Raw genomic sequence first — 24,230 nt, 5'->3', positions numbered from 1 at the left:
ATGGCCAAAATTATTCCCTTTCATGCAGTACGGCCTGCGGCAGACAAAGTAAGCCTGGTCACTTCGAGATCTTACGAAGAATACTCGGCAGCTGAACTCGCGTCGCAATTGGATTTCAATCCCTTTTCGTTTCTGCACGTCCTGAATCCGGCTTATGTGAACCTTCAAAAAGCCGGACTTGAGAAAAGGTTTAAGCTTGTTGCCCAAAAGTACAATGACTTTAAATCCGAAGAAATCCTGATCAAAGAGGAAAAACCCGTGATGTTTTTGTACAGGATCCATACCAAAGCAAGGGATTTCATCGGAATAATCGCAGCCACTTCGATACAGGATTATCAAAAAAACGTGATTAAAAAACACGAAGACACACTGCAGTATCGTGTCGAATTGTTTAAGGATTACCTTCACCAGACCGGATTTAATACTGAGCCCGTATTGGTAACTTATCCGGATAGTGAGGCATTAAATGGCTGGATCGTTTCCAAAACCCAACAACTGCCTTTATACGAATTTTCGACAACAAAAAAAGAGAAGCATACCATTTGGAAAATTGATACACCCGCGGAAATCGATTTTCTGAAAACCCAATTTGAACTGATTGGCAACTTATATATCGCTGACGGCCACCATCGATCCGCATCGGCAGAGTTGCTTTACGAGCAGGACAAGTCAACCGGCAATCAAAACCTGGATTATTTCATGAGTTTCCTGATTGCCGAAAGTAATGTAAAAATTTACGAATACAACCGCATCATCCGCGACCTGAATGGTTTGACGAAAGAGGCCTTCCTCGAAGCGCTTGCCACAAAATTCTGGGTAAAAAATAAAGCACAGGAACTCTGGAAACCAGAAAAGAAATTTCAATTCGGCATGTATCTCGATGGTGAATTTTATTGCCTGATTCTTAAGGACGAAAATAACTTCAATTCCGTATTGGAAAGACTTGACGCACAAATACTTTATAAAAACGTTCTGGAGCCGATTTTGGGCATTCATGACCTGAGAAACGACGAACGAATAGATTATATTCCCGGGAACCAATCCATCACCACGTTAAAGGAAGTAATTGACGAGGGAGATTTTGAAATTGGGTTTACACTTTTCCCGACCGATATTTCAGAAGTCAAAGAATTGGCAGACAACAGCCTGATCATGCCACCCAAAAGTACTTACATTGAACCCAAATTCCGAAGCGGCCTGGTCGTCTACGAACTGTAATTTGAAAAACTACAAAACATGTCGATTGCCGAAAATCTAATAGCTATTACATCAGAATTACCCCAGCATGTTACGCTTGTTGCCGTGTCGAAAACCTGGCCGGTCGATGACATTATGCAGGCTTACGGCACAGGCCATCGTGTTTTTGGTGAAAACAAAATCCAGGAAATGTCCGAAAAGCAGGACGCGATGCCGAAAGACACCCAATGGCATATGATCGGCCACGTGCAGACCAATAAAGTCAAATTAATGGCTTCCTACGTCACTTTGATTCATGGCGTCGACAGCCTTAAATTACTGGAAGAAATCGACAAACAGGCTAAAAAAAACAGTAGGACAATCGACTGCCTGCTTCAGATGCATATTGCAGCAGAGGATACTAAGTTTGGGTTGGATGAATCCGAACTTGAGGCATTGGTTAATAACAATGCCTTTAAGAACTTAAAAAACGTAAAAGTCACCGGATTGATGGGAATGGCCACTTTTACCAACGATGAAAACCAAATCCGCAAAGAATTTACGCAGCTGAAGTCCATTTATGATCGCTTTCAAGTGGTATCCACGGAAAACTGTGCCTTCAAAATATTATCCATGGGAATGTCCGGCGATTACAAAATCGCAATTGAATGCGGCAGTACAATGGTTAGGATAGGAAGTAGTATCTTTGGGCGGAGATAATTGGCAGTCTGATATCGCGGTTGGCTTTTATCAATAAAAATAAACTTATAAAGTAGGCAGATGCAAGCAAGACATGATGTTTACTAACCCTGCAAACCGTTATGTACGCAATATTAGACATAGAAACTACTGGTGGCCAATTTAACGAAGAAGGCATTACTGAAATCGCTATTTATCGGTTTGACGGGCACGAAGTCGTCGATCAGTTTATCAGCCTGGTGAATCCTGAAATTCCGATTCAGCCCTTTGTCGTAAAACTCACAGGCATTAACAACGCGATGCTACGCTCCGCCCCTAAATTTTTTGAAGTCGCCAAGCGCATCATCGAAATCACACAGGATTGTATTATTGTTGCCCACAACGCCTTATTTGACTACCGGATTTTGCGGACTGAATTCAGGCGGCTCGGCTACACGTTCGAGGCACAAACGTTGTGTACAGTAGAATTGGCGCAGAAACTAATCCCCGAACAACCATCTTACAGCCTTGGCAAACTGGTTCGTGCCCTCGGAATTCCCATGGCGGACCGACACCGGGCCAGCGGAGATGCATTAGCCACAGTCAAACTTTTCAAGATGCTGCTCGACAAGGACGTTGAAAAAACGATCCTCACAGAACTGGTGAAAAGTGAAGTGGTGAAAGGCATTGCTCCCCGGCTAAATGATATCGTCGAAAGCCTTCCTTCAAAAACCGGAATTTACTACATCCACCGGGAAGACGGAAAAATCATATACATCGGTAAAAGCAATAACATCCGGAAACGTGTCAACCAACACTTCACCGGACAAACAGCCAAGTGTAAAAAAATACAGCACGAAGCCTTTACGGTCACATTCGAGCTTACAGGGAGTGAGCTGATCGCTTTATTGAAAGAAACGGAAGAAATAAAGGTCAATAAACCCATTTACAACCGAGCGCAGAAAAAAACCATATTGCCGTGGGCACTTTACAATGAGACGAACGCTTCCGGCTATGAATGCCTGAAGCTCCAAAAAGCAGATGGCCGTAAAAAAGAAATTACCTCATACGCATCACTGCAGGAAGGTAGAAACGCTTTTTTCAGGATCAGTTCAGAATACGGGCTTTGCCAAAAACTGAACGGCCTTTACGAGAGCGACCAGGAGTGCTTTCAATACAAGATAAAGGAATGTGACGGGGCGTGCGTTGGAAAAGTTCCCGTTTCAGAATACAATTTACGCGTTCAGTCGTTTATCGACAAACACCTATTTGACCATAAAAGCATGATGATGCTTATCGACCGTGGTCGAAATATTAACGAGCGCAGCGCCGTGCTTATCGAAAACGGTATTTACAAAGGCTATGCGTTTTATGATTTAAATTACCAAATCCATAACATCAATATTCTTAAAAACATATTGGTCTCCATGCCGAACAACCGCGACGCGAGACATATTATACAGCGGTACATCCAAAAAAGCAGAACGCTGAAAATTGTAAATTTTTGACTTTATGCCAAAGTTCCTGATTACGGTAATCGGCCCGACAGCGATTGGCAAAACTGCCCTGGGAATTGAACTCGCGAAACACTTCAGCTGCGAGATCATTTCCTGTGATTCCAGGCAGTTCTTCAAAGAAATGACGATTGGAACAGCAGTCCCCTCAGCAGAAGAGCTCGATCAGGTTGTCCATCATTTCATTCACAACAAATCCATTTTTGAGGAATATACGGTTGGCGATTTCGAAAAAGAAGCATTGGCAACACTGGACAAACTGTATGTTGACAATGACTTCGTGGTAATGGTTGGCGGTTCGGGATTGTATGCCGACGCAGTGTTGAAAGGTTTGGACGATTTCCCGGAAATTAATCCGGAAATCCGCACCACATTGACCTCAAAATACAATGAGGTGGGAATTTCGTATTTGCAGGAACAATTGAACGCACTTGATCCTGCGTATTTTTCAGAAGTCGACCAAGAAAATCCGCAACGGCTGATGCGCGCACTGGAAGTCTGTATCGGGACAGGACGGCCTTTTTCTTCGTTCCGTGGGCAGAAAACAAACCAACGGAATTTCACGAGTATCGTTATCGGATTGGATGCCGACAGGGAATTGATCTATGACAGGATTAATCAGCGCGTTGACCTCATGATAAACGCAGGGCTTTTGGCTGAAGCGCAGAAACTCTACGATCATAAGGAACGAAATGCTTTACAAACGGTTGGTTATCGGGAACTATTCGATTATTTCGATGGGAAGTACCCGCTGGACTTTGCCATTCAGGAAATAAAAAAGAATACGCGCCGCTTCGCAAAAAGACAACTTACCTGGTTTAAGCGGAACGAACAGGCAAAATGGTTTGGCTACACCACAAATCCGCAGCACATAATTTCGTATATTGAATCCATTATAAAGTAAACTTTCTCCCTTCATGCCGATATCAGCCGATTTTACCTCAATATATAACCGGGATTGGGAAATCGATTTCACCCAATGTGCGCCAAATGGAATGATGAAGTATACCGACCTATGCAACATCATTCAGTTGACGGCTGGCTACCACGCAGAGCTGGGCGGCATCAGTTTCACAGAGATGCAGCAGTTTTCACAGGCGTGGGTCCTAAGCCGAATGCGCGTCGAGATTAACCGCCTGCCGAAATGGAAAGAAACAGTTACCGTACGGACGTGGATTGTTTCACTGGAAAATTCAAGATCCGTAAGAGCACTGGAAGTATATGCTAACGGAGAGAAAATCGTCGGGTGCGAAACCTACTGGGCGGTTTTTAATACGGATATCCGGCGGCCTGAGGCGTTGGCGTTACCGCATGAGCACTATGTTAAATATGCGGAACAGTTCTCGACAGCAGAGCGTGTCCGGAAAATCATGCTTTTTGAAACCGTGAAAACCGTTAAAAAGCATAAGGTGGTCGTGTCCGATCTGGATATTGTAAACCACGTGAATAATGTGAAATATCTTGAATGGTGTCTCGATACCATAGATTCCCAAATATTGCTGCACAGCCGAATTGAAGCCTTTGAAATGAATTTTATGAAAGAGCTTACTTTAGGCGAAGAAGTGTTGATTGAAGAAATGAAAACCGACAACAATCCAGTGTTTTCTATTTCCCGGGATGGTAAATCATGTTTTGCACTGGAACTTCAATTGAAGGCGTAAGCTGATTTCGGTGGTCCGTTTGGGATGTCACCCCTAATAAAATCATGTATAAAAATAAAAAAGCTCCGGTTTCCCGAAGCTTTTGGTATTTATTCTGCCTGCGAAGCGGCCTGAGAAATTGGCTTGTTCTTAACCACCAGCCTGAATCCTTCCCCGTGGATGTTCAGGATTTCAACATTATCATCCGGTTTCAGGTACTTCCTCAGCTTTGCGATGTAAACGTCCATACTGCGGGAGGTAAAGTAATTGTCATCTCTCCAGATTTTAGTCAGCGCAAGCTCTCTTGGCATCAGGTCATTTTCATAAACGGCGAGCATTTTCAGCAATTCATTCTCCTTAGGAGATAATTTCACCGGCTCTTCGTTTTTCAACGTAAGGAACCGGAGTTTCGAATTGAGGTGGAAGTTTCCAATTTCAAATTCAAACCTAGTTGCGTCTGCCTTTACGTCGTTGGCTTTCCTTTGCAGGATCGCTTTAATTTTCATCAGCAGTACTTCCGAATCGAATGGTTTGTTCAGGTAATCGTCAGCACCCACTTTGTAACCCTTCAACACATCTTCCTTCATCGACTTTGCTGTCAGGAAAATAATTGGAATATCCTTATTCTTTTCACGGATTTCCTTGGCAAGTGTATAACCGTCCTTGTATGGCATCATCACGTCGAGAATACAAAGCGCGAAAGAATCTTTCTTGAATTTCTCAAACCCTTCCATCCCATTCTTAGCAAGCGTGACGTCAAATTCGTTCAAAATTAAATAATCTTTTAGTATCGACCCGAAATTTGGATCGTCTTCAACCAAAAGGATCTTTTTGTTTTCTGTTTCCATATTTTAATTTATTAATGGTAATTTTATAATGAAGGTACTACCTTTTCCTTTTTCACTTTCTACAGCAATCTGACCATCATGGTCTTCTATAATCTTTTTAACGTAAGCAAGCCCTAATCCATGTCCTTTCACGTTATGAATGTCACCGGTATGCTCCCGGTAAAATTTCTCAAAAATTCGTTTCTGTGCAGTCTTGCTCATTCCTGAACCCTTGTCTTTGATTTTAATTATAACGAAATCTTTTACGTTTTCAGTATGCACGTTGATAATCGGTGCATCCGGCGAGTATTTAATCGCATTGTCAAGAATGTTCACGATGACATTCGTGAAATGGACGTCGTTCAGCAGCACAGTAGTCCTTTTAGCCTGAAGGTCCATATTGATAATCCCTCCGCGGTCTTCAATAATCAGGTTTACGTGTTCTGCAGCATCCTCAATGATCTCATTAATATCATAAGATTCCTTATTGATTTCAAGTTCCCGCTTCTCGAGTTTTGAAATACGCAAAACATTTTCAACCTGCGCATGCATTCGTTTATTTTCATCACGGATCATCTGATGGTACCGATGCATTTTTTCATAATCTCCCTGCACTTTTGGATTTTTAATGGCATCCAACGCGAGGTTGATTGTGGCAATTGGCGTCTTAAACTCGTGCGTCATATTGTTAATGAAATCTGTCTTTATTTCTGAGATCTGTCGTTGCTTTATCAATTGACTCAGGGCACTGCTGTAGGCGATGATAATTACCAAAGTAAAAACGATGGATAAAATCGTAATGTTTATCAGTTCTGAAAAAAGAAATTTCTTCTTTTCCGGAAAACTGACAAGCAATTTATAGCGGCTGTTTCCCTGGTTGTCCTTAAAAATCGGGGTCATGAATGTGGCATTCTTGTTGACTTTGAACTTGTCTGACTTGATTTTTGTCGCGAGTCCATTTTCATACACCGCAAACTGGAATGGCGTGATCACATCAGCCTGTTTTAACTCATGTTCTAACAGCTTATTCAAAGTTTCAGCAGATACCCGGTCTTTGATGGCCTTGGTTTCAGCAATATCTTTAAAGAATATTTCGAATTGTGCTTTATCCAGCAATTCGATACTTCCGCTTTTCTGGATGGTGATGTCTGGCGTGACATTGTGCTGCATCGTGGACTTATCAATGGCGTCACCTGAAAATATCTCTGTCTTGCTTTTCGAAATAAAATTCTTTGCCCTGACAGAATCTCTTTTTTTATCAAAGAACGTAAGTCCGTAATCATCCGCGATGATACTGTTTGAATAAATGACGGTTTGGTTGGTTACCCTGTTTTTTTGTACCAATATAAAATCAAGCATTTCACTTTGCTTGGGATCTTTACCGATACTGTCTTTTAACTTATTGTACTCGTTCAGGAAACTGTAAGTCTCCTGCTGCTCGAGATGGTCCGAAACGTTTGCAATGACCTGCTTTACATGGTACTTGAATTGTTCCTCATTGTTTTTTAATGAAGTATTGATCAGGTAAAGCTGAACTAAAATTATCCCTATCAGGGACAAGCTCATTAAAAAAACAAGTAACCGAAATAATGTCTTATTCATTAATTACAAAATTAACATTTTAACAAATGTTCGAATAATATATTAACCAAAGATTAACATCTTACCGGGCTTTTATAATTTAGACAATGAATCGAAGAGTTTATCCACCTGATTCTTAGTGTCCTCCATGTTGACATTGACTATGATGTAGTCGCTTCGCAGATTGCGTTCCTCATCGGTAAGTTGGTTACTGATGCGTTGTTGTACCGCTTCCTTCAACATATTGTCACGTTGCATCACCCGTTCAATGCGGGTCTCAACCGGAGCCGAAACCGAGATGATTTTGTCGCAATCGAGATAACTGCCACTTTCAAAAAGAATGGCCGCCTCCCGGACAACAAAAGGAGCATGCTTATTTTTTGCCAGCCATTGCTCAAAATCAATCTTCACCAGTGGATGGATGATCTTATTAAGCGCCGCCAATGCCTCGGGATCATTAAATACAATATTCGCAATCTTGCGCCTGTCCGGTGTTCCATCGGTAAAAGCCTCATCGCCAAACTCCCGCCTCAATAACGACATTGCTACTGGGGTGTATAGAATTTTTTTGGCTTCATCGTCTGCAAAATATACCGGGACACCTTTAGACATCAGCATTTGAGCGACTGTCGATTTGCCGCTTCCTATGCCACCGGTAAGCCCTATAAGTTTTGTCATGCCTTAAAGAATAACTCCGGGAAAACTTTCTTCGGATCTTTACCGAGCCATTGTACCAGCAGGAATGATTTCAAAAAACCAATACCATAACCATAAAACTGGATGCAAACCGCGACAACCGACAGTAGACCAATTTTCAGGCTTTTATTTCCGAATGTGGCAACAGTCAGCAGCAGCAGAAAATACAATCCATAACATGCCACGAAAAAATAAATTCCGAACACAGCCATACCCACCGAAAAGACCATCCCAAGCAGGAACAATGAAGGAAAGAAAAATGTGGGCTTTGCATATTCAGGATACCAGGAATTTAAAATGGGTCTCGCTTTCCCGAATTTGTTCACCTGTTTGTAAAACTTAGCCCAGTCAATCCGTCGCTTGTGGTATACATACGCGTTGGGAAAAAGCCTCGTTGTGAAACCGGACTTCCACAGCCGAATGGAAAGATCGGGATCTTCGCCGGGATGTATATCCCCAAAGCCCCCGGAACTGAGGAATGCTTTTTTCGATAAACCCATATTAAAACTTCTGGGTTGAAATTTATTCACCTTTTCAGATCCGCCACGTATTCCACCCGTAGTTAAAAAGGACGTCATTCCAAAGTTGATCGCCTTTTGCACGTCTGAAAAAGAATCAAGTGCCTGATCCGGACCACCAAAACAATCTACATAATTTTCATGGAGCGCTTTGGCGACTTCGTCGAGATATTGGGTGGGAATAATACAATCTGAATCAAAAATCAGGAAATAGTCCCCCTTTGCATTTTGCATCCCAAAATTACGCGAATCACCAGGACCGGAGTTTAGTTTAAAGTAGTAACTGATATCCAATTTACCGCGATAGGCTTCTATAATGTGCTCACACGGGATGGAAGAGCCATCTTCTACAACAACCACTTCGAATGGATTTTGAAAGCTGGCAGCCGAAAGGCTGGCGAGCAATTCGTCAATTTCATCTGGGCGATTATAAACCGGAATGATTAGGGAAAACAACATCTTTAAATTTTAACAAAGATACATTTTATAAAAAACAAAAGCCACCGGAGCGGTGGCTTTTGAAAATGAAGCAAAAACTTCTTTTATTATTGTTTGATCACCTTGATGGTTTTCACTTCGTTGTCTGCAGTTACTTTTACGATATAAGAACCCGCAGCCAGTGCCGACATGTCAACCTGTGCAGCTGCAGCATCAAGCTTTTTGCTGATCACCTGCTGTCCAACGATATTGAACACCGCCACGTTGGTCATATTTTTAGTGTATGACAAGTTCAGTACACTCTGAACCGGGTTCGGATACACCGTGAATGAATTGTTGTCCAATACAGGTGCTGCTAAAGGAGCATCATACGCGGCAAGGTTGAAACCTCCCTGGGTACCGTTATACCCATAAACCCTGAAAGTTACCGTATCGCCTGGTGTAAGACCCGTCAAAGGAAGCAATGAGAATAGCCCATCACCTGAATCGGTATTACATCCAACTTGTGTCAAAGCACCACAGCTTCCTGTAAATGCCTCAAGACCAGTATCAGTAAGGGTAGCATTAGCGGTCCTTGTCTCAAGCGTAATGTTTCCGGAACCTGGTACGGTTACCGTAAACCAAACATCTTTACCGGTTGTAGCAAAGTTCAGCCCGTCACACGTAGGGATTGGATCCGCTGCGTTTCTTGTTGCACCAAGATTCTCGTACGGCATTACTCCGCCGTTGAAATCAGAAGCAACAGTCACCGGAATAGCGTTAGCACATTCGTCATTAGCAGGAGGACATGCAGCCTGGCTTACCGATGCGCTTGTGATAGAACAAAGGGAGTTTTGGTCATTGTCCACGTTATAAACTACCGATGTGCCATTTGGATAAGGTCCGAAAGTGAGTACGCCAGTACCTGAAGCCGTTTGTGGCGCACTTCCCTGGTCGTCCGAAACGCTCAGCGTTGCAGCAGAACCCATATCGGTAACGTCTACATTCACAAAAAACTGTGGTGCATTGTCGCAATCAGAAACTACCGTGTAAGTAGCTGCCGGGTTTACACAGTCGATATAGTATCCACAGATACTGAATGTCCCGATGCCGTCATTTCCATAATCCCAAACCCTTAAATAGTAAACTTCTCCGGGAATAAGGTCCGTATAAGTCTTAGTAGCTCCATTACCACAAACTCCTGTTTCAGTAAGGTTACCAGGCGTACCTGAATATACGGCACTGGATACTGTGATGATGGTTCCTGTAATATCAGAGATGTTGATCGTAACGGTTGGGTTTGGTGCTGTAAAGTAGAACCATAAATCACCATTACCCTGTGACGGATTGTATTGGTCCATACATGTTGGATCAACCTCTGGCGAACCTGAAGTCTGGTCGTTTGAAATACCGGTAATCTTATTTGGTCCGCAAGCCGTTCCCAGGTCAAGCACCAATTCAACAGCGCCTGTAGCGTCATCGTTAACAGGTGGTGGTGGTGGTGTTCCAACACAAAGGTCAAATGTAGTATCCGAGAAAGTAGTTCCTGAGGTGAATACCCTGATATAATAAGTTTGTCCCACGACTAGGTTAGCCACAGCACTGGTATTAGGGTCGCTAACCAACAAACTGGTAAACCCGCCTCCGCAGTTGCCTTCCAACACTTCGTGAACCAAATCGGTAGCCGAACCAACAATGTTCGATAACCTGATTGTCTGAACTGGATTGGTAGCAACAAATGTATACCAAACATCATCATCAGGTGTACCTACGCCGTTGTCACCTTCGCCGGAATCCGTTGCAGATTGCAATGTTCCAGAGGTTACAGAAGCACAATTAATGTCTGGGTTCACTGTTACTTCAACCGCAGCAGCGCATTCATCGTTTGCCGCTGGTGGTGGCGGTGTCCCTACGCAAATATTAAATACCGTTGTTGAGTTGCTTCCGCCGGCAGCGTAACTGAAAACCCTTACGTAGTAGGTATTTCCGGGTACAAGGTTTGAAACAGTGCTGGTGTTCGGGTCACTTATTGATAAACTCGTAAAACTACCACAACTTCCGTCTAGGACTTCGTGCACAAGGTCTGTTGGCGTTCCGGTTACATTTGATAAAACAATCCTGTGTGAGGTTGATGTGGCAACGAAGGTAAACCAAACGTCGTCATCAGGAGTTCCTGCACCATTGTCCGTCTCACCTGAGTCCGTAGCACCCAGCAGCGTAGCCGAAGTAACGGTACCACAAGCAAAGTCAGGATTCACTGTCAACTCAATCGCATTCGCACAATCATCATTGGCAGCAGGATCCGGAGCAGTCGTAAATGAAACTGTCGTCCAGGTACTGAATCCACCGCCACAATTTGTCCTAACATGGAAATAATACATAGTCAATTGTGAAAGCCCATCCAGCGAAACGGCATTAGAAGGAACTGGAGTTCCTGCACCTGCAGGATCTGAAGCGGACTGATCCACAACGTATTCGTAAGCCACATTGAGGTTGCTCCAGGATACGTCGGCTGCATTAGCCGTTACATTCTGAAACACGATCGCTGATGGTGCACCGCAGGAAGCTGAAGTGATTACTGGTGAATCAAAGCAGAAACCATAGTTCCAGTCTGCTGCACCAATCTTATCATCGTAAGCAATACGGTACCTGAAATTAGCCAATTGGTTTGGCGTAAATGCCGAGATGCTTAACGCACCACTAGACAACGTCGTCTTGGGTATGGTACAATAGTTATCATTCACAGTAGTACTGTTACCAGGGATCGCAACACCCCAGTCAGCCCATACACCTGCATCTGCATCCCAGTACTGAAATATCAATACGTCTTCCGCGAGGTAATGATAGCCATACTGTACAGTAACATTAAGGTACTTCTCACCCCCTGCAAAAGCAGCGGAAAGGTCAATTACTGGTGACTCTGCCGCAATGTTGTCTTCGTGACCGCTTGCAGCGTCATCGTCGTCATACGCAAAATTAGCACTAACGGTAGGATCAGCCTCCAACACAGTCGCTGTGCTAAGATAACTCCCCGTCAGTGTCCAGGCACTGTTGGGCCAGTTTGCAGATTGGTTCAGAATCTGTGCGTTCACCTGAACACACAAGAAGAAAACCAATAACAATAGGTAATTCTTTTTCATTATAAATATTAAAAAGGGTTAATAAGCCGACGAAATTATAAAAAAAAACACAAATGCAAAGGCGTGGCTGGTTAAAATGGAGTTTTTAACACCCAATTAACGAGCATTATGGATTACCTAAAATATTGGTAAGAAATGGTGTGTGAAAATCAGGTCTTCAATTTCTTTTTTCGTGCCGCAGGGAACAGCACATTATTCAATATCAACCGATACCCGGGAGAATTTGGATGCAAATCAAGTACGGTAGGCGGATCACCCACCTGGTGTTTGTAATCTTCCGGGTCATGGCCACCATAAAACGTAAACATTCCTTTGCCTTTTTCGCCATGAATGTAACGTGCCTCTCCATTGAGCTGGCATTCGCCCATCACCAATATATTCGATTTGATCAGGTCACTTTCGAAGGCGGTGCTTTGGCCCATAAATCCCTTGACGAGCATCGTGTGGTTCTGGCAAAGCATGCTGGGGATCGGATCCCATTTGGCAGAGAAGTCCATCAAGGTGAAATAGTCTTTTTCCATGGGAACATTGGCCCGTTTGTTGGTCATGTCGATGTCGGAGAACTCATACATGTTTGGATTCCTCTCCAATTTAAAATCTTTAAAAGCAAAGGTTTTACTGTAGTCAATTTTCGCCTGGTAATTGGCTTCACTGGGATCGCCGTCAAACATCGATTCACAGATGTCTATGCCGTCCGCAGACAGGGCGATATCAAAACTATCTGCGGCAGAGCACATCGCAAACATGAACCCGCCCCCGATCACAAAGTCGCGGATCTTTTTGGCTACGGCCAATTTCTCCTCTGAAACTTTCGCGTAGCCTAACTTCGCCGCCAATGCCTCTGCATCCCGTTTCTGTTCAATATACCAGGGAGCGTTTTTATAGCTGGAATAAAATTTACCATACTGCCCCGTGAAATCCTCATGGTGCAGGTGCAGCCAATCGTAAAGCACCAATTGATCGGAAAGCACTTCTTCGTCATATATCGGCGTAAAAGGAATTTCAGCATAGGTCAAAACCAGAGTTACCGCATCGTCCCAGGGCTGCTTGCCTTTTGGGGTATACACCGCAATTTTGGGTGCCTTTTCGAGTACCACCGTTTCCATGTTTTGCGAAGGGCTGGAGATGTCCAATAGGATCGAATTGGCCTCATCGTCGGAAAGGATCTCAAAACTGACGCCCCGGATCTGGCATTCCTTGCGAATCTCCGGTGCATCGGGCAACAGGAATGACCCGCCACGATAGTTCAGCAGCCAACTCGCTTTGTACTGTTTGTCAAGACACCAATAGGTGATTCCATATGCTTTCAGGTGGTTCTGCTGCGTGGTTTCATCCATAGGCAGCAGAATAAATGAGGCCCTTGCAGCGAACGCTGTCAGGAGCAGTAAAACAACAAGATATGTAAATTTCAAGCTTTTCATAGACAATATAAACGGGCTGGAAAGATACTATAATTAGTGGTTACCGTCAAATACAAATTTTTGTTAATTGGCAATCGCGCCTGACATATCAATAGACCTGTCGACAAATGCTTTTCTGAAAGCACCATTACTGCGGTTTCGTTCGTGTTTCGTTGGGGTTTCATCAGGGTATAGGCTGATTTCTTCGACGAAAACTGATTTTCGTCGAACAAAAGCCCAACAATACCCCTCGAAAACCCGAACAAAACACGACGCAGTCCAACAACAATAAAACAATACTGAAAACCTGGCCTATCGGGTGGCGACTTAAAGCGGTAAATCCTGTAATAAAAGCACTATATTTTTTTGAAGAATTATCTTTAATCGTTTAAAATGAGTCCCGAATTTATAAGTTATCAACAATTTTGACCCCGATACTTAACAAATTATTAATAAGAAACACGCGGTATGTTGTTAAAAACACTTAATTTTGCTCCCTGTCAATTAAATAAAAAATGATGAAAACAATTCTACAAAGAAATTGGATTAGTTCTTTAATTACCGCTGTTGTGTTCTTAAGTAGCTTAATGGGGATAGCTCAGACCGATCCTGCTGCATTTGACCTCGCAGGGGCTAATTATTCTTTTACGGGCTTTGCAGCCGGTACAACCACAACATTCCCAACCAATATGGCTGGTCATAAGTTTGCGGCTGAACCGCTCAGCGCTGTTACGGGAGCTCCCAATGCAGATTTTGCATTGTCGGCGTCTACTGCAGCAATAGGAACCGGTTCAATAAGAAACGAAGTAGCTAACGGTGTCAGCATCCTGAATAGCGGGTCTAACAACTTAGGAGCCATTGTTGTTGCTGTAAAATCAACTGGACGTAATTCACTGAAAGTGTCTTTTACGGCAGAGCAACTGAATGGCCCCAATGCCGGGGGAACTGGACGTGCAAACACTTTGCGCTTACAATACAGGGTTGGAACTACGGGAGCCTTTATTGACATTGCTTCTACTGACTACGTGACAACAAATACATCGACATTAAACGCAGCTACAACTTTTAGCAATATTGCCATCCCTTCAGGAGCAGACAACCAGTCCGTAGTTCAGTTGCGTTGGATTTATTATACTTCAAGTGGCACCTCCGGAAGCAGGAATAGAATTCGCTTAGATGATATTACGGTATCTTCTACAGCCGCTGCAAGCAGTCCTACAATTACAGGTACTGCAACTGCTACTGCTTTTACTACAACATATGGTACTGCATCGGCTTCGCAGACTTTCCCGGTATCAGGAAGCAACCTTACCACAAATATTACGGCCACCGCGCCAACAGGTTTTGAAGTCGCCAGCGATGGAGTCACTTTTGGAAATACTGCTACAATAACACAAAGCGGTGGTACCGCAAGTGGCAATATCAGCGTACGCTTAAAAGCGAATGCTGTCGTAGGGGCTACTTATAATGCGCAGAATATCGCATTGACTAGCGGTACAGCGACTACTGTAAATATAACAACTGCAGCCAGCGGGAATGCTGTGAGTCCTCTTGGTGTCACTTTAAGCGGCGTGGTTGTAAACAACAAAACATATAATGGCAATACCACAGGCTCATTTGATCTTACAGGAGCTTCAGTTTCAGGAACACTTTTCTCAGATGTCGTAACGATTAATAGTACCGCAGCTACAGCCACTTTTGCTTCGGCTAATGCAGGTACGGGAATCAGCGTTACGGCGGCAGGTTTTGCACTGGCTGGCACTAACGCCGGAAATTATACACTTACTGCACAACCTTCTGGATTGACAGCTGATATTACCAAAGCGAACCAAACCATTACTTTTGGCGCATTGGCAGATAAAGCCGCTACTGATCCTGCGTTTAATCTTACCGGCACGGCAAGTTCCGGACTCACAGTTACCTATATTAGTTCAAACCCCGCTGTCGCTACCGTTTCAGGAAACACTGTAACGCTGGTAGGTGCCGGAGATACTACAATTACTGCTTCACAGGCAGGTGATTCCAATTACAATGCCGCTTCAGATGTGGCGCAGAATCTTCATGTTACTGCCATTGCAAAGATCGACCAAACCATAACTTTTAATGCTTTGGCTCCGAAATTAGTGAATGATACTCCTTTTAACCTTACGGCGACGGCTTCGTCGGGACTGACCGTGAGTTATTCGAGTTCGAATACTGCGGTGGCTACTGTTTCCGGCAACACGGTGACTATTGTGGGCGCAGGAAGCACCAACATCACTGCTTCCCAGGCTGGAGATACCACTTACAATGCAGCACCGGATGTGGTACAGGCATTGTCAGTATCCAAATTAAACCAAACGATTACATTCGGCACACTTGCTGCAGTCACTTATGGGGATGCCTCATTTGTGCTATCAGGATCATCGGATTCCGGATTGACGGTTTCTTACCTTAGTTCGAATCCTGCCGTTGCAACTGTTTCTGGAAATACAGTGACCATTGTAGCTCCCGGAACAACAAATATTACAGCATCGCAGGCAGGAAATGCGACATACAATGTTGCCACAGACGTTCCACAAGGCCTTACGGTAAATACAAAAACGTTAACCGTTACCGGAGCAGTTGCTTCCAATAAAGTATTCAATGGAAATACGGCCGCGACCATTACAGGTGCTACGCTTGTCGGCGTAGTCTCTCCAGATGTGGTCACCGTAAGCGGAGGCGGTACATTTAGCAGTGCGACAGTGGGAACAGCCAAACCTGTTACCGCAGCGCTTACCCTTGGAGGTGCTGATGCCGCTAAATATACATTGACACAGCCTACAGGACTTACCGCCGATATTACGCCACTTGTGGTAAACCGCTTGGTAATCAGCCAGGTTTACGGTGGTGGTGGTAACACCAGTGCCACATACCAAAATGATTTTGTGGAACTATTTAATCCGACCGGTGCTGTCATCAATTTAAATAACTATACCGTACAATATACTTCTGCTACGGGTACCGGAAACTGGTCTTCAACAGGAAACCTTGGAAATGTCAATGTTCAACCGGGAAAATACTTTTTAATTAAACTTGCAAGTGCTGCCGCGATCGGTGCAACATTTACATCCGACTTCACAAGTACAGGAATTAACATGTCTGCGACAGCGGGGAAAGTTGCCTTAACCAACACCACCACTTTATTGTCAGGAGGAAACCCTTCAAGTACCGCAATTGTTGATCTTTTTGGTTTTGGCGGAACTGCTACTGCTTTTGAAGGTTCACCTGCCACTGCGTTATCCGGTAATGTTAATTCTTACCAAAGAAACAGTTTTGGCTGTGTTGATACAAACAACAACAATAGTGACTTTACAAACAGCAATGTTGCAAGTGTAAGAAGCAGCGCAACTGCTGCCAACTACTGTAATCCAACAATTATCGGTACGGCTACTGCCACGGCATTTACAACAACTTACGGCACACCTTCTACAGCACAAACATTTGCTGTATCCGGCGGTGCTTTGACTGCAAACATTACCGCTACTGCCCCGACAGGATTTGAAGTAGCGAGCGATGGTGTGACTTATGGCCCAACAGCTACATTCACACAAACAGGAGGCAACGCAAGCGGTACATTGAGTGTACGCCTTGCTGCTAACGCTGCGGTTACAGGAACATATAATGCACAAAATATCGTGCTCAGCAGTACTGGTGCTACCTCAGTAAACGTAACAACGGCTGCGAGTGGAAACACCGTGACGGCGGCTGCGTTGACCATCACAGGATTGACAGGTTCTAACAAGACATACGACAGGCTTACCACAGCATCTTTCACAGGAACTGCTGCTTATGCCGGACTTCAAAATGGGGAAACGTTCTCTGTAACCGGAACACCAACGGCTAACTTTATCAATGCTGTTGCGGCTACTGGTAAAACGATTAACGTGACAGGCTATACTGCACCTTCTTCAAATTACACATTAACCCAACCAACCCTTACCGCTGATATCACACCAAAAGATGTTACAATAACTGGTGTCACAGCGAACAACAAACCTTACGACGGTAACAATACAGCTACCTTAAATACGGGAAGTGCTGCAGTATCGGGTGTAATCTTCCCAGACAATGTTGGTGTAAACAGCACCGGCGCTACAGCGACGTTTGCAACATCCAATGCTGGAACTGGCATTGCCGTTACTGCGGCCGGCTTTGTATTGAATGATACCGATGCAGGAAACTACAACCTGGTTTCACAGCCTTCAGGATTGACAGCAAACATTACAAAAGCAAGCCAGACGATTACTTTCGGTCCATTGGCTAATAAAAATGATAACGATGCCGCATTTGCTTTGACTGCTACTGCAAGTTCAGGGCTTACGGTTTCTTATAGCAGCTCTGACACGAATGTGGCTACCGTTGCAGGAAATACCGTTACGATTGTGGGCGCTGGCTCAACCATCATCACGGCTTCACAGGCGGGTGATTCGAATTATGATGCTGCTTCAGATGTAGCGCAGACACAATTGGTCAACACGACTACAAAATCAGATCAGGTCATCACCTTTAATGCGCTTTCAAATGCCACTTATGGCGATGCTAATTTTGCACTAACAGCGACTTCAGATTCCGGACTTACGGTAACGTATTTGAGTTCGAACCCAGCAGTAGCTACCGTTAGCGGCAATATCGTTACCGTTGTGGCGCCAGGTACGACAACAATCACAGCGCAACAGGCGGGCAACAGTGCTTTTAATCCTGCTGTTGATGTGTTACAATCATTAACCGTAAACACCAAAACATTAACGGTAACGGGTGCAGTAGCGGCTTCTAAGGAATACGACACCACCGATGCCGCTTCGATTTCAGGAGCTACTTTAGTAGGTATCGTCGGTTCAGACGATGTTACGGTAAGCGGAAATGGTACTTTCAACAACGCCAATGCAGGAACCAGCAAACCGGTTACCGCTGCACTTACTTTAGGCGGTGCTGATAATGCGAAATATACCTTATCCCAGCCTTCAGGATTGACTGCTGACATTACTGCAAAAGCCGTAACCGTTTCAGGCGTTGCTGCTTCAAATAAACAATACAATGGAAATACCACAGCTACCCTGACGGGAACTGCAGTATTAAGCGGTGTTTTCCCTGCTGATGCTTCAAATGTGTCTTTTGACTTCAGTTCAGGTACTGCTGCATTTGCAACTGCTGCTGTCGGAACTGGAATTACAGTAACTGCAACAGGATATGGCTTAACCGGAAGTGCTGCAGGAAATTACAGCCTGACACAACCGACAGGTCTTACAGCAAATATTACCGTAAAAACACTAACCCTGACGGGCTTTGCTTTCAACAACAAGACTTATGATGGAAATGATACTATCGCAATCACCGGAACACCAGCCTTAAGCGGCGTTATTGGAACGGAAGACGTAACCCTCACAGGTACCTTGACAGCTTCATTCCCTGCTGCGAATGCAGGTTCAAATTATAGCATTGCCATTACAGGTCTATCGATTACCGGAACGGATAGTGGTAATTACATTCTTGACACGACCGGATTCACCGCGTCAATCAATCCAGCGGTATTGACTTATGTTGCTGATGCAGCGACAAGGGTTTACAATACAGCTAACCCTGTGTTCTCAGGAAGCGTAACAGGATTTGTAAATTCAGAAAATATCGCGACTGCAACCACCGGAACGTTGGCATTTACTACGAGCGCGACTGCATTAAGCCCGGTTGCTGCTTACTCGCTAAACGGCTCAGGATTGTCTGCGACAAACTATACTTTTGTACAGGCTTCCGGCAATGCCACAGCCTTTACCATTACACAGGCTACACAAACGATTACTTTCGGTACGTTGGCAAACAAAACGACTGCTGACGCACCCTATGCACTTACCGGGACTGCATCGTCAGGACTTACAGTTTCTTACAGCAGTTCCAACCCTGCTGTAGCGACGGTATCAGGATCTACCGTTACCATCGTAGGTGCGGGAACGACTACAATCACAGCTTCACAAGCCGGTAATGTCAATTACAGCGCGGCGACCTCAGTACCACAAACACTGACTGTTACTGCCGCTGCGGTTTCTATTATCGCGTGGAATACCAGCACAGAAATAGGAGGCGCTAACTTCTTCGGAACAAGTCCTTTTGTGCCGACTACAAATGCAGCCAATGTAACCAACGGTTCCCTGATCAGGGGTACTGGCGTGGCCACATCGAATGTTCCAACTGCTACTGGTGCTGCCAGAGGATGGGGAGGAATCGGATGGGCCGCGAATAGTGCTGCCGCCATTTCAGGTGATAAAGTTTTGACTTTTACTACAAAAGCAAATACTGATTATAAATTGTCATTAACTTCTTTGAGCCCATTCAGCTACAGAAGATCTTCTACTGGACCGTCTTCAGCTGAACTTCAGTACAAAATTGATGCCGGGGCCTATACGACGATTACCACATTCTCATTGACCAGCACTGCCGGTACTGGAGCCACTATCAGCAATACGGATTTAACGGGTATTGCTGCTTTACAGAATGTACCTTCGACAAGTACGATTACATTCAGGATTGTTCCTTACGGCGCGAGCAGTACCACAGGTACGTTTTACATTTATGACGTTGCCGTTTCAACCGCGAGCGATCTGTCTGTAAATGGTGTGGTTACCTACTCCCCAACAAACCAGGCGCCTACTGCTACTGCAGTAGCTGTATCAGGAACGCCAACCATCGGACAAACATTGACAGGAAGCTATACTTATACCGATACGGAAGGTGACCTTGAATCCGGAAGCACGTACAGGTGGTTCCGTGCTGATGATATCTCAGGATCTAACGAAGGAGCGATTCTCAATGCTACAGGTATTTCGTACCAGCTTACATCGACTGACCTTAATAAATACGTACGTTTCGGTGTAACACCAAAAGCAGCCACAGGTACCGTTACCGGTTCGGAAGCCTACAGCAGTCCAAGGTTGCTGGTTAGCCCAGTGGGTGATGCCGTGTCGACGATCACTGCTGACCCTTCATTTACCGAAAGCCAGAACATCAACTATGCGGCTTATACCGGAACTGATGTTACCGCAAGCAGCCTTGAAATCGGAAGATTCCTTGTGAACGATATCATCGGTACACCAGGTGATGCGTTGACTACGAAACTGACTAATCTTACCCTGACATTATTAACAGCGTCGGATTACGAAAAAGTAGCTTTATACGATGACTTGAACAATGAGATTGCAGAAATTCCTGCAGCTTCATCACTGAACTTCCCTTCGCTTTCAATCGAGGCGGCTTCAGGTGCATCAAAATCATTCTCTGTAAGGGCTACTTATAAAACTACAGTAGTGGATAACAACCAATCGAAGTTGCTGGTTACTTCCGCAGTTTCTGATAGTGCCGGATCAATCTTTGCTACCTCGAATGCAGGCGGTGCTTCTACTTCTACTGCCGGAGATTCCAACAGGATTGAGGTAACAGCTACCGACCTGGCTTACGGACAAAATGCGTCAAACGCTTTTATTAACGTAGCAATGACACCAGCAGTAACTGTTAAAGCGGTTGATGCGAACAATAATACCGACCTGGATTACCTGGGCCAGATTAATGTTGTATCAACGGGTACAATGACACCAGCTTCGGCTACACCGGCTGCAGGAACAGGAACGGCTACATTTTCAACGCTTACGCATACTGCGTTTGGATCTGGCTTCCAGTTGACCGCTTCGTCAACCGGCCTGAATCCTAAAAACAGTGTTGTCTTTGATGTATTTAACCCAATATTCTATAACCTGATTGTAGATACCAACCCTAGTTTGGCCAACCCATACACGAACGGTCAGTTTGTCATCACAAATCTGACTGCCAGCGGCATCGGAAGAGGAACCGGGCTTACTGCTGCTTCGGCTGCCAACAGGTACAGTGCCACTGCGTGGAACACCACGGCACTGGATGCAAACGACTATTTTGAATGGACATTAACGCCACAGGGAACAAACGAGATCGATCTTGTAAACTTTATTTACACGGGCCAGACTTCTGCTCAGGGACCTGTGAACTTTATATTGCGATCAAGTGTTGACAACTATACTGCCGACATTAATACCAATACGGTTGTACCGGGCATTTTTGGTTCGCTGATCAGTCTTTCTACACCTGAATTCCAAAACATTACCACACCGATCACCTTCAGGCTTTACGGTTGGGGTGGTACCGGAGGAACATTCAGTGTGAATGACTTTAATTTTGACGGTGAGATTACACCAAGTTCTGCGACAAACCTAAACGTTTCGCTGACTGCATTGTCATCAATGGATTACATCGTTGGCAATGGTCCATCTGTTTCGAAATCATTTACAGTTACGGGTGGAAATCTTACGCCAGCTTCAGGGGACATCACGGTTTCAAGCGATTCCGCCGACTATGAATTGTCTACTGACAACGTATCCTTTAGTGCTGGTCCTTTATTGTTGCCTTACACTGGAAACAGCCTGGCAACCACTACGGTATACACAAGGCTTGTGGCAGGATTGTCTGCTGGTAATTATACTGGCGAATTGACAATTTCCGGTGGCAATGCTACCGATAAACTTGTGTCATTAAGCGGTACGGTCAGGACGCCACTTGATTTATCTTATGTAAACACCTTCCGTACCCAGGCTTTGCACAACGAAGCAGTGACTTTAGGATTTGGTTTTAACGGCGTGACATTTACAGCCAGCCCGCCATCAAGCGGATACGAGCAAATCGTTGGAAATAATTCTTCAGTGGAAACACCGGTGATCGATTTCAATGCTTCTGGTGTGATTCAGTTAACTTATACGGCTGCTACTTTTAACGGAAGTTCAGGACAGACCATCAGCGTAGAAGTATCTACAGATGGTGGTTTGACTTATAACCCAATATCAGGAACAACGTTAAGTCCAACCTCAACGACGTACCTTACCCTGACAAAAGATATAGATCTTGCGGCTTACAATACCAACAACGGTAGATTGAGATTCAAAATGACTGCGGGTACAAATCCAACGCATGGCATCCGATTCAGGGATCTGGCCTTAAGGACAATCACTACCTGGGATGGTGTTTCATGGACAAACGGAGCGCCGGATATCAATTCGATTGCTGCTATTGAAGGAAACTATACTACAGCAACGAACGGTGCTATTTCGGCAAAAACACTGCATGTGAATTTCGGTCAGGTAGTGGTTTCTCCAAATACATCAATCACACTTCAGGATGAATTGACCGTTGAACCAATCGACACGAATGTGACTTTTGAAAATAATGCAAACCTTATTCAGCAAAATGCCGTTACGCCAAATTCAGGTAACGTTACTGTAAAAAGAAGTGCTTCTATGAGACGTCAGGATTATGTTTACTGGTCTTCACCGGTGAGCGGACCTCAGACATTGAGACAATTCTCAACAGCGACATTGGCTACACGGTTCTATGAACTTAACGAAGCGGGTAACAATTTTGCAGCGCTGAATCCATTGACAACGACATTTGCTCCTGCTAAAGGATACATGATCAGGGCAGCCGATACGTTGACAAACAATGTCGTGACATGGACTGGTAAATTCAAAGGACAACCGAATAATGGAACACTTACCGTGCAAACGACACATGACGGACAAGGATATAATATGATTGGTAACCCTTACCCATCGCCTGTAAACGCTACAGCTTTCCTTACTGCTAACCCAACATTAGGTACACTGTACTTCTGGACACACAAAACGCAGGGCGCAGCATCAGGTGAAAACTATGCTACTTTCAACGGAACGGGATCTGCATCGCCATCAGGAAGTGAAGCGCCAAACGGTTTTATCCAGACAGGACAGGGATTTGTGGTTCAGGTAGCGACACCAACGGTAGTTACGTTCACTAACGCGTTGCGTGCAGACAACCACAGTAACCAATTTTTCAGGAATGCAAATAACGTTTCCGATTCGGAAAATGGCCGTATCTGGCTTAACCTGAAAAATGCAGAGGGCAACACACTTAACCAAATGCTTTTAGGATATGTGGCTGGTGCAACCAATGATGTTGATTTGGCATTTGATGGTAAAGCGATTGAAGCATCAAGTTCAGCCGTTTATAACCAACTTGATAATGCTGCTTACACCATCCAGGGTAAAGCGCTTCCATTTGTGAATACAGATGTGGTAGCATTAGGCTTCCGTGCTGTAACAGCAGGAACTTATACCATCAATCTGGATCATACGGACGGATTGTTCGCGGGTGAGCAGGATATCTTTATCAAGGACAACTTTAACGGTACCTACCACAATATTAAAAACGGTGACTACACTTTCACGGCAAGTGAAGGTACTTTCGCAAACCGTCTCGAGTTAGTTTACCAAAGTGCACCGCTTGGAGTAGGAACACCTGCATTCGATGACAACAGTGTTGTGATCTTTAAACAAAATGGAATGCTTAACATCAGCACTGGTGCGGCGACTATGGAAACTGTCAAAATATTTGACATCCGTGGAAGATTGTTGTTTGAGAAAAATAACATCAATGGTACTACTTTTGTAGTAAACCAGTTCAAAGCCGAGCAACAGGTACTTATTGTACAGATTACTTCAGACGACAATAAAACCGTAAGCAAAAAAGTAGCTTATTAATTTTAATATCGTTTCAATTTATGAAAGCCTCCTTCGGGA

At 44.4% G+C, this 24,230-nt stretch carries 12 protein-coding genes; 6 read left to right on the top strand and 6 right to left on the bottom strand.

The features are described from left to right. The 5 genes from CFE23_RS09835 to CFE23_RS09815 all read left to right on the top strand — a co-directional run bounded on the left by CFE23_RS09835 (position 1) and on the right by CFE23_RS09815 (position 5,029). Positions 1 to 1,218 (top strand): DUF1015 domain-containing protein, encoded by a 1,218-nt coding sequence (locus tag CFE23_RS09835; RefSeq protein ID WP_291087253.1) that lies wholly within the window; start codon positions 1 to 3, stop codon positions 1,216 to 1,218. An 18-nt stretch (positions 1,219 to 1,236) separates the two neighbouring features. Beyond that, positions 1,237 to 1,896: a YggS family pyridoxal phosphate-dependent enzyme gene (locus CFE23_RS09830; protein ID WP_291087251.1), complete on the top strand. Its 660-nt coding sequence runs from the start codon at positions 1,237 to 1,239 to the stop codon at positions 1,894 to 1,896. Positions 1,897 to 1,997: 101 nt separating this feature from the next. Further along, the gene (locus CFE23_RS09825; RefSeq protein ID WP_291087249.1) at positions 1,998 to 3,362 is read left to right on the top strand and encodes an exonuclease domain-containing protein; all 1,365 of its coding nucleotides are present in this window, start codon (positions 1,998 to 2,000) and stop codon (positions 3,360 to 3,362) included. A gap of 4 nt (positions 3,363 to 3,366) precedes the next feature. Next, a complete protein-coding gene (gene miaA, locus CFE23_RS09820; RefSeq protein WP_291087247.1) occupies positions 3,367 to 4,272 on the top strand; it encodes a tRNA (adenosine(37)-N6)-dimethylallyltransferase MiaA in 906 nt (301 codons plus the stop codon). Between the two features lie 13 nt (positions 4,273 to 4,285). Next, positions 4,286 to 5,029, top strand: a complete 744-nt coding sequence (locus CFE23_RS09815) for an acyl-ACP thioesterase domain-containing protein (protein WP_291087244.1) — start codon at positions 4,286 to 4,288, stop codon at positions 5,027 to 5,029. An 89-nt stretch (positions 5,030 to 5,118) separates the two neighbouring features. Here CFE23_RS09815 and CFE23_RS09810 read toward each other — a convergent pair whose 3' ends face one another. From CFE23_RS09810 to CFE23_RS09785, 6 genes are all read right to left on the bottom strand, one after another. Beyond that, the gene (locus CFE23_RS09810) at positions 5,119 to 5,856 is read right to left on the bottom strand and encodes a response regulator transcription factor (protein WP_291087242.1); all 738 of its coding nucleotides are present in this window, start codon (positions 5,854 to 5,856) and stop codon (positions 5,119 to 5,121) included. A gap of 3 nt (positions 5,857 to 5,859) precedes the next feature. Further along, the gene (locus tag CFE23_RS09805; RefSeq protein WP_291087240.1) at positions 5,860 to 7,437 is read right to left on the bottom strand and encodes a HAMP domain-containing sensor histidine kinase; all 1,578 of its coding nucleotides are present in this window, start codon (positions 7,435 to 7,437) and stop codon (positions 5,860 to 5,862) included. Between the two features lie 72 nt (positions 7,438 to 7,509). Further along, complete coding sequence (coaE, locus tag CFE23_RS09800) at positions 7,510 to 8,094, bottom strand: dephospho-CoA kinase (protein ID WP_291087238.1); 585 nt, start codon at positions 8,092 to 8,094, stop codon at positions 7,510 to 7,512. After that, the gene (locus CFE23_RS09795) at positions 8,091 to 9,089 is read right to left on the bottom strand and encodes a glycosyltransferase (protein WP_291087232.1); all 999 of its coding nucleotides are present in this window, start codon (positions 9,087 to 9,089) and stop codon (positions 8,091 to 8,093) included. The genes coaE and CFE23_RS09795 overlap by 4 nt, the downstream gene beginning before the upstream one ends. 86 nt (positions 9,090 to 9,175) lie before the next feature. Continuing rightward, on the bottom strand, positions 9,176 to 12,187 hold the full coding sequence (locus CFE23_RS09790) for a T9SS type A sorting domain-containing protein (RefSeq protein WP_291087230.1): 3,012 nt from the start codon (positions 12,185 to 12,187) through the stop codon (positions 9,176 to 9,178). Between the two features lie 149 nt (positions 12,188 to 12,336). Continuing rightward, positions 12,337 to 13,608, bottom strand: a complete 1,272-nt coding sequence (locus CFE23_RS09785) for an asparagine synthetase B (RefSeq protein ID WP_291087228.1) — start codon at positions 13,606 to 13,608, stop codon at positions 12,337 to 12,339. 494 nt (positions 13,609 to 14,102) lie between these two features. Between CFE23_RS09785 and CFE23_RS09780 the strand changes: the two genes are divergently transcribed. Beyond that, positions 14,103 to 24,191, top strand: a complete 10,089-nt coding sequence (locus CFE23_RS09780; RefSeq protein ID WP_291087226.1) for a YDG domain-containing protein — start codon at positions 14,103 to 14,105, stop codon at positions 24,189 to 24,191. Positions 24,192 to 24,230 lie beyond the last annotated feature (39 nt).

Origin of the sequence: Flavobacterium sp. BFFFF1, from assembly GCF_002256285.1 — a bacterium.
Lineage (GTDB): Bacteria > Bacteroidota > Bacteroidia > Flavobacteriales > Flavobacteriaceae > Flavobacterium.
The sequence above is the reverse complement of the archived record's forward strand: the minus strand, read 5'-3'. Positions and strand labels throughout refer to the sequence as shown.

Coding starts and splice junctions, on each gene's coding strand:
- CFE23_RS09785 (WP_291087228.1), bottom strand. CDS start 13,608: ATGAAAAGCTTGAAATTTACATATCTTGTTGTTTTACTGCTCCTGACA.
- coaE (WP_291087238.1), bottom strand. CDS start 8,094: ATGACAAAACTTATAGGGCTTACCGGTGGCATAGGAAGCGGCAAATCG.
- CFE23_RS09835 (WP_291087253.1), top strand. CDS start 1: ATGGCCAAAATTATTCCCTTTCATGCAGTACGGCCTGCGGCAGACAAA.
- CFE23_RS09795 (WP_291087232.1), bottom strand. CDS start 9,089: ATGTTGTTTTCCCTAATCATTCCGGTTTATAATCGCCCAGATGAAATT.
- CFE23_RS09810 (WP_291087242.1), bottom strand. CDS start 5,856: ATGGAAACAGAAAACAAAAAGATCCTTTTGGTTGAAGACGATCCAAAT.
- CFE23_RS09830 (WP_291087251.1), top strand. CDS start 1,237: ATGTCGATTGCCGAAAATCTAATAGCTATTACATCAGAATTACCCCAG.
- CFE23_RS09780 (WP_291087226.1), top strand. CDS start 14,103: ATGATGAAAACAATTCTACAAAGAAATTGGATTAGTTCTTTAATTACC.
- miaA (WP_291087247.1), top strand. CDS start 3,367: ATGCCAAAGTTCCTGATTACGGTAATCGGCCCGACAGCGATTGGCAAA.
- CFE23_RS09805 (WP_291087240.1), bottom strand. CDS start 7,437: ATGAATAAGACATTATTTCGGTTACTTGTTTTTTTAATGAGCTTGTCC.
- CFE23_RS09815 (WP_291087244.1), top strand. CDS start 4,286: ATGCCGATATCAGCCGATTTTACCTCAATATATAACCGGGATTGGGAA.
- CFE23_RS09790 (WP_291087230.1), bottom strand. CDS start 12,187: ATGAAAAAGAATTACCTATTGTTATTGGTTTTCTTCTTGTGTGTTCAG.
- CFE23_RS09825 (WP_291087249.1), top strand. CDS start 1,998: ATGTACGCAATATTAGACATAGAAACTACTGGTGGCCAATTTAACGAA.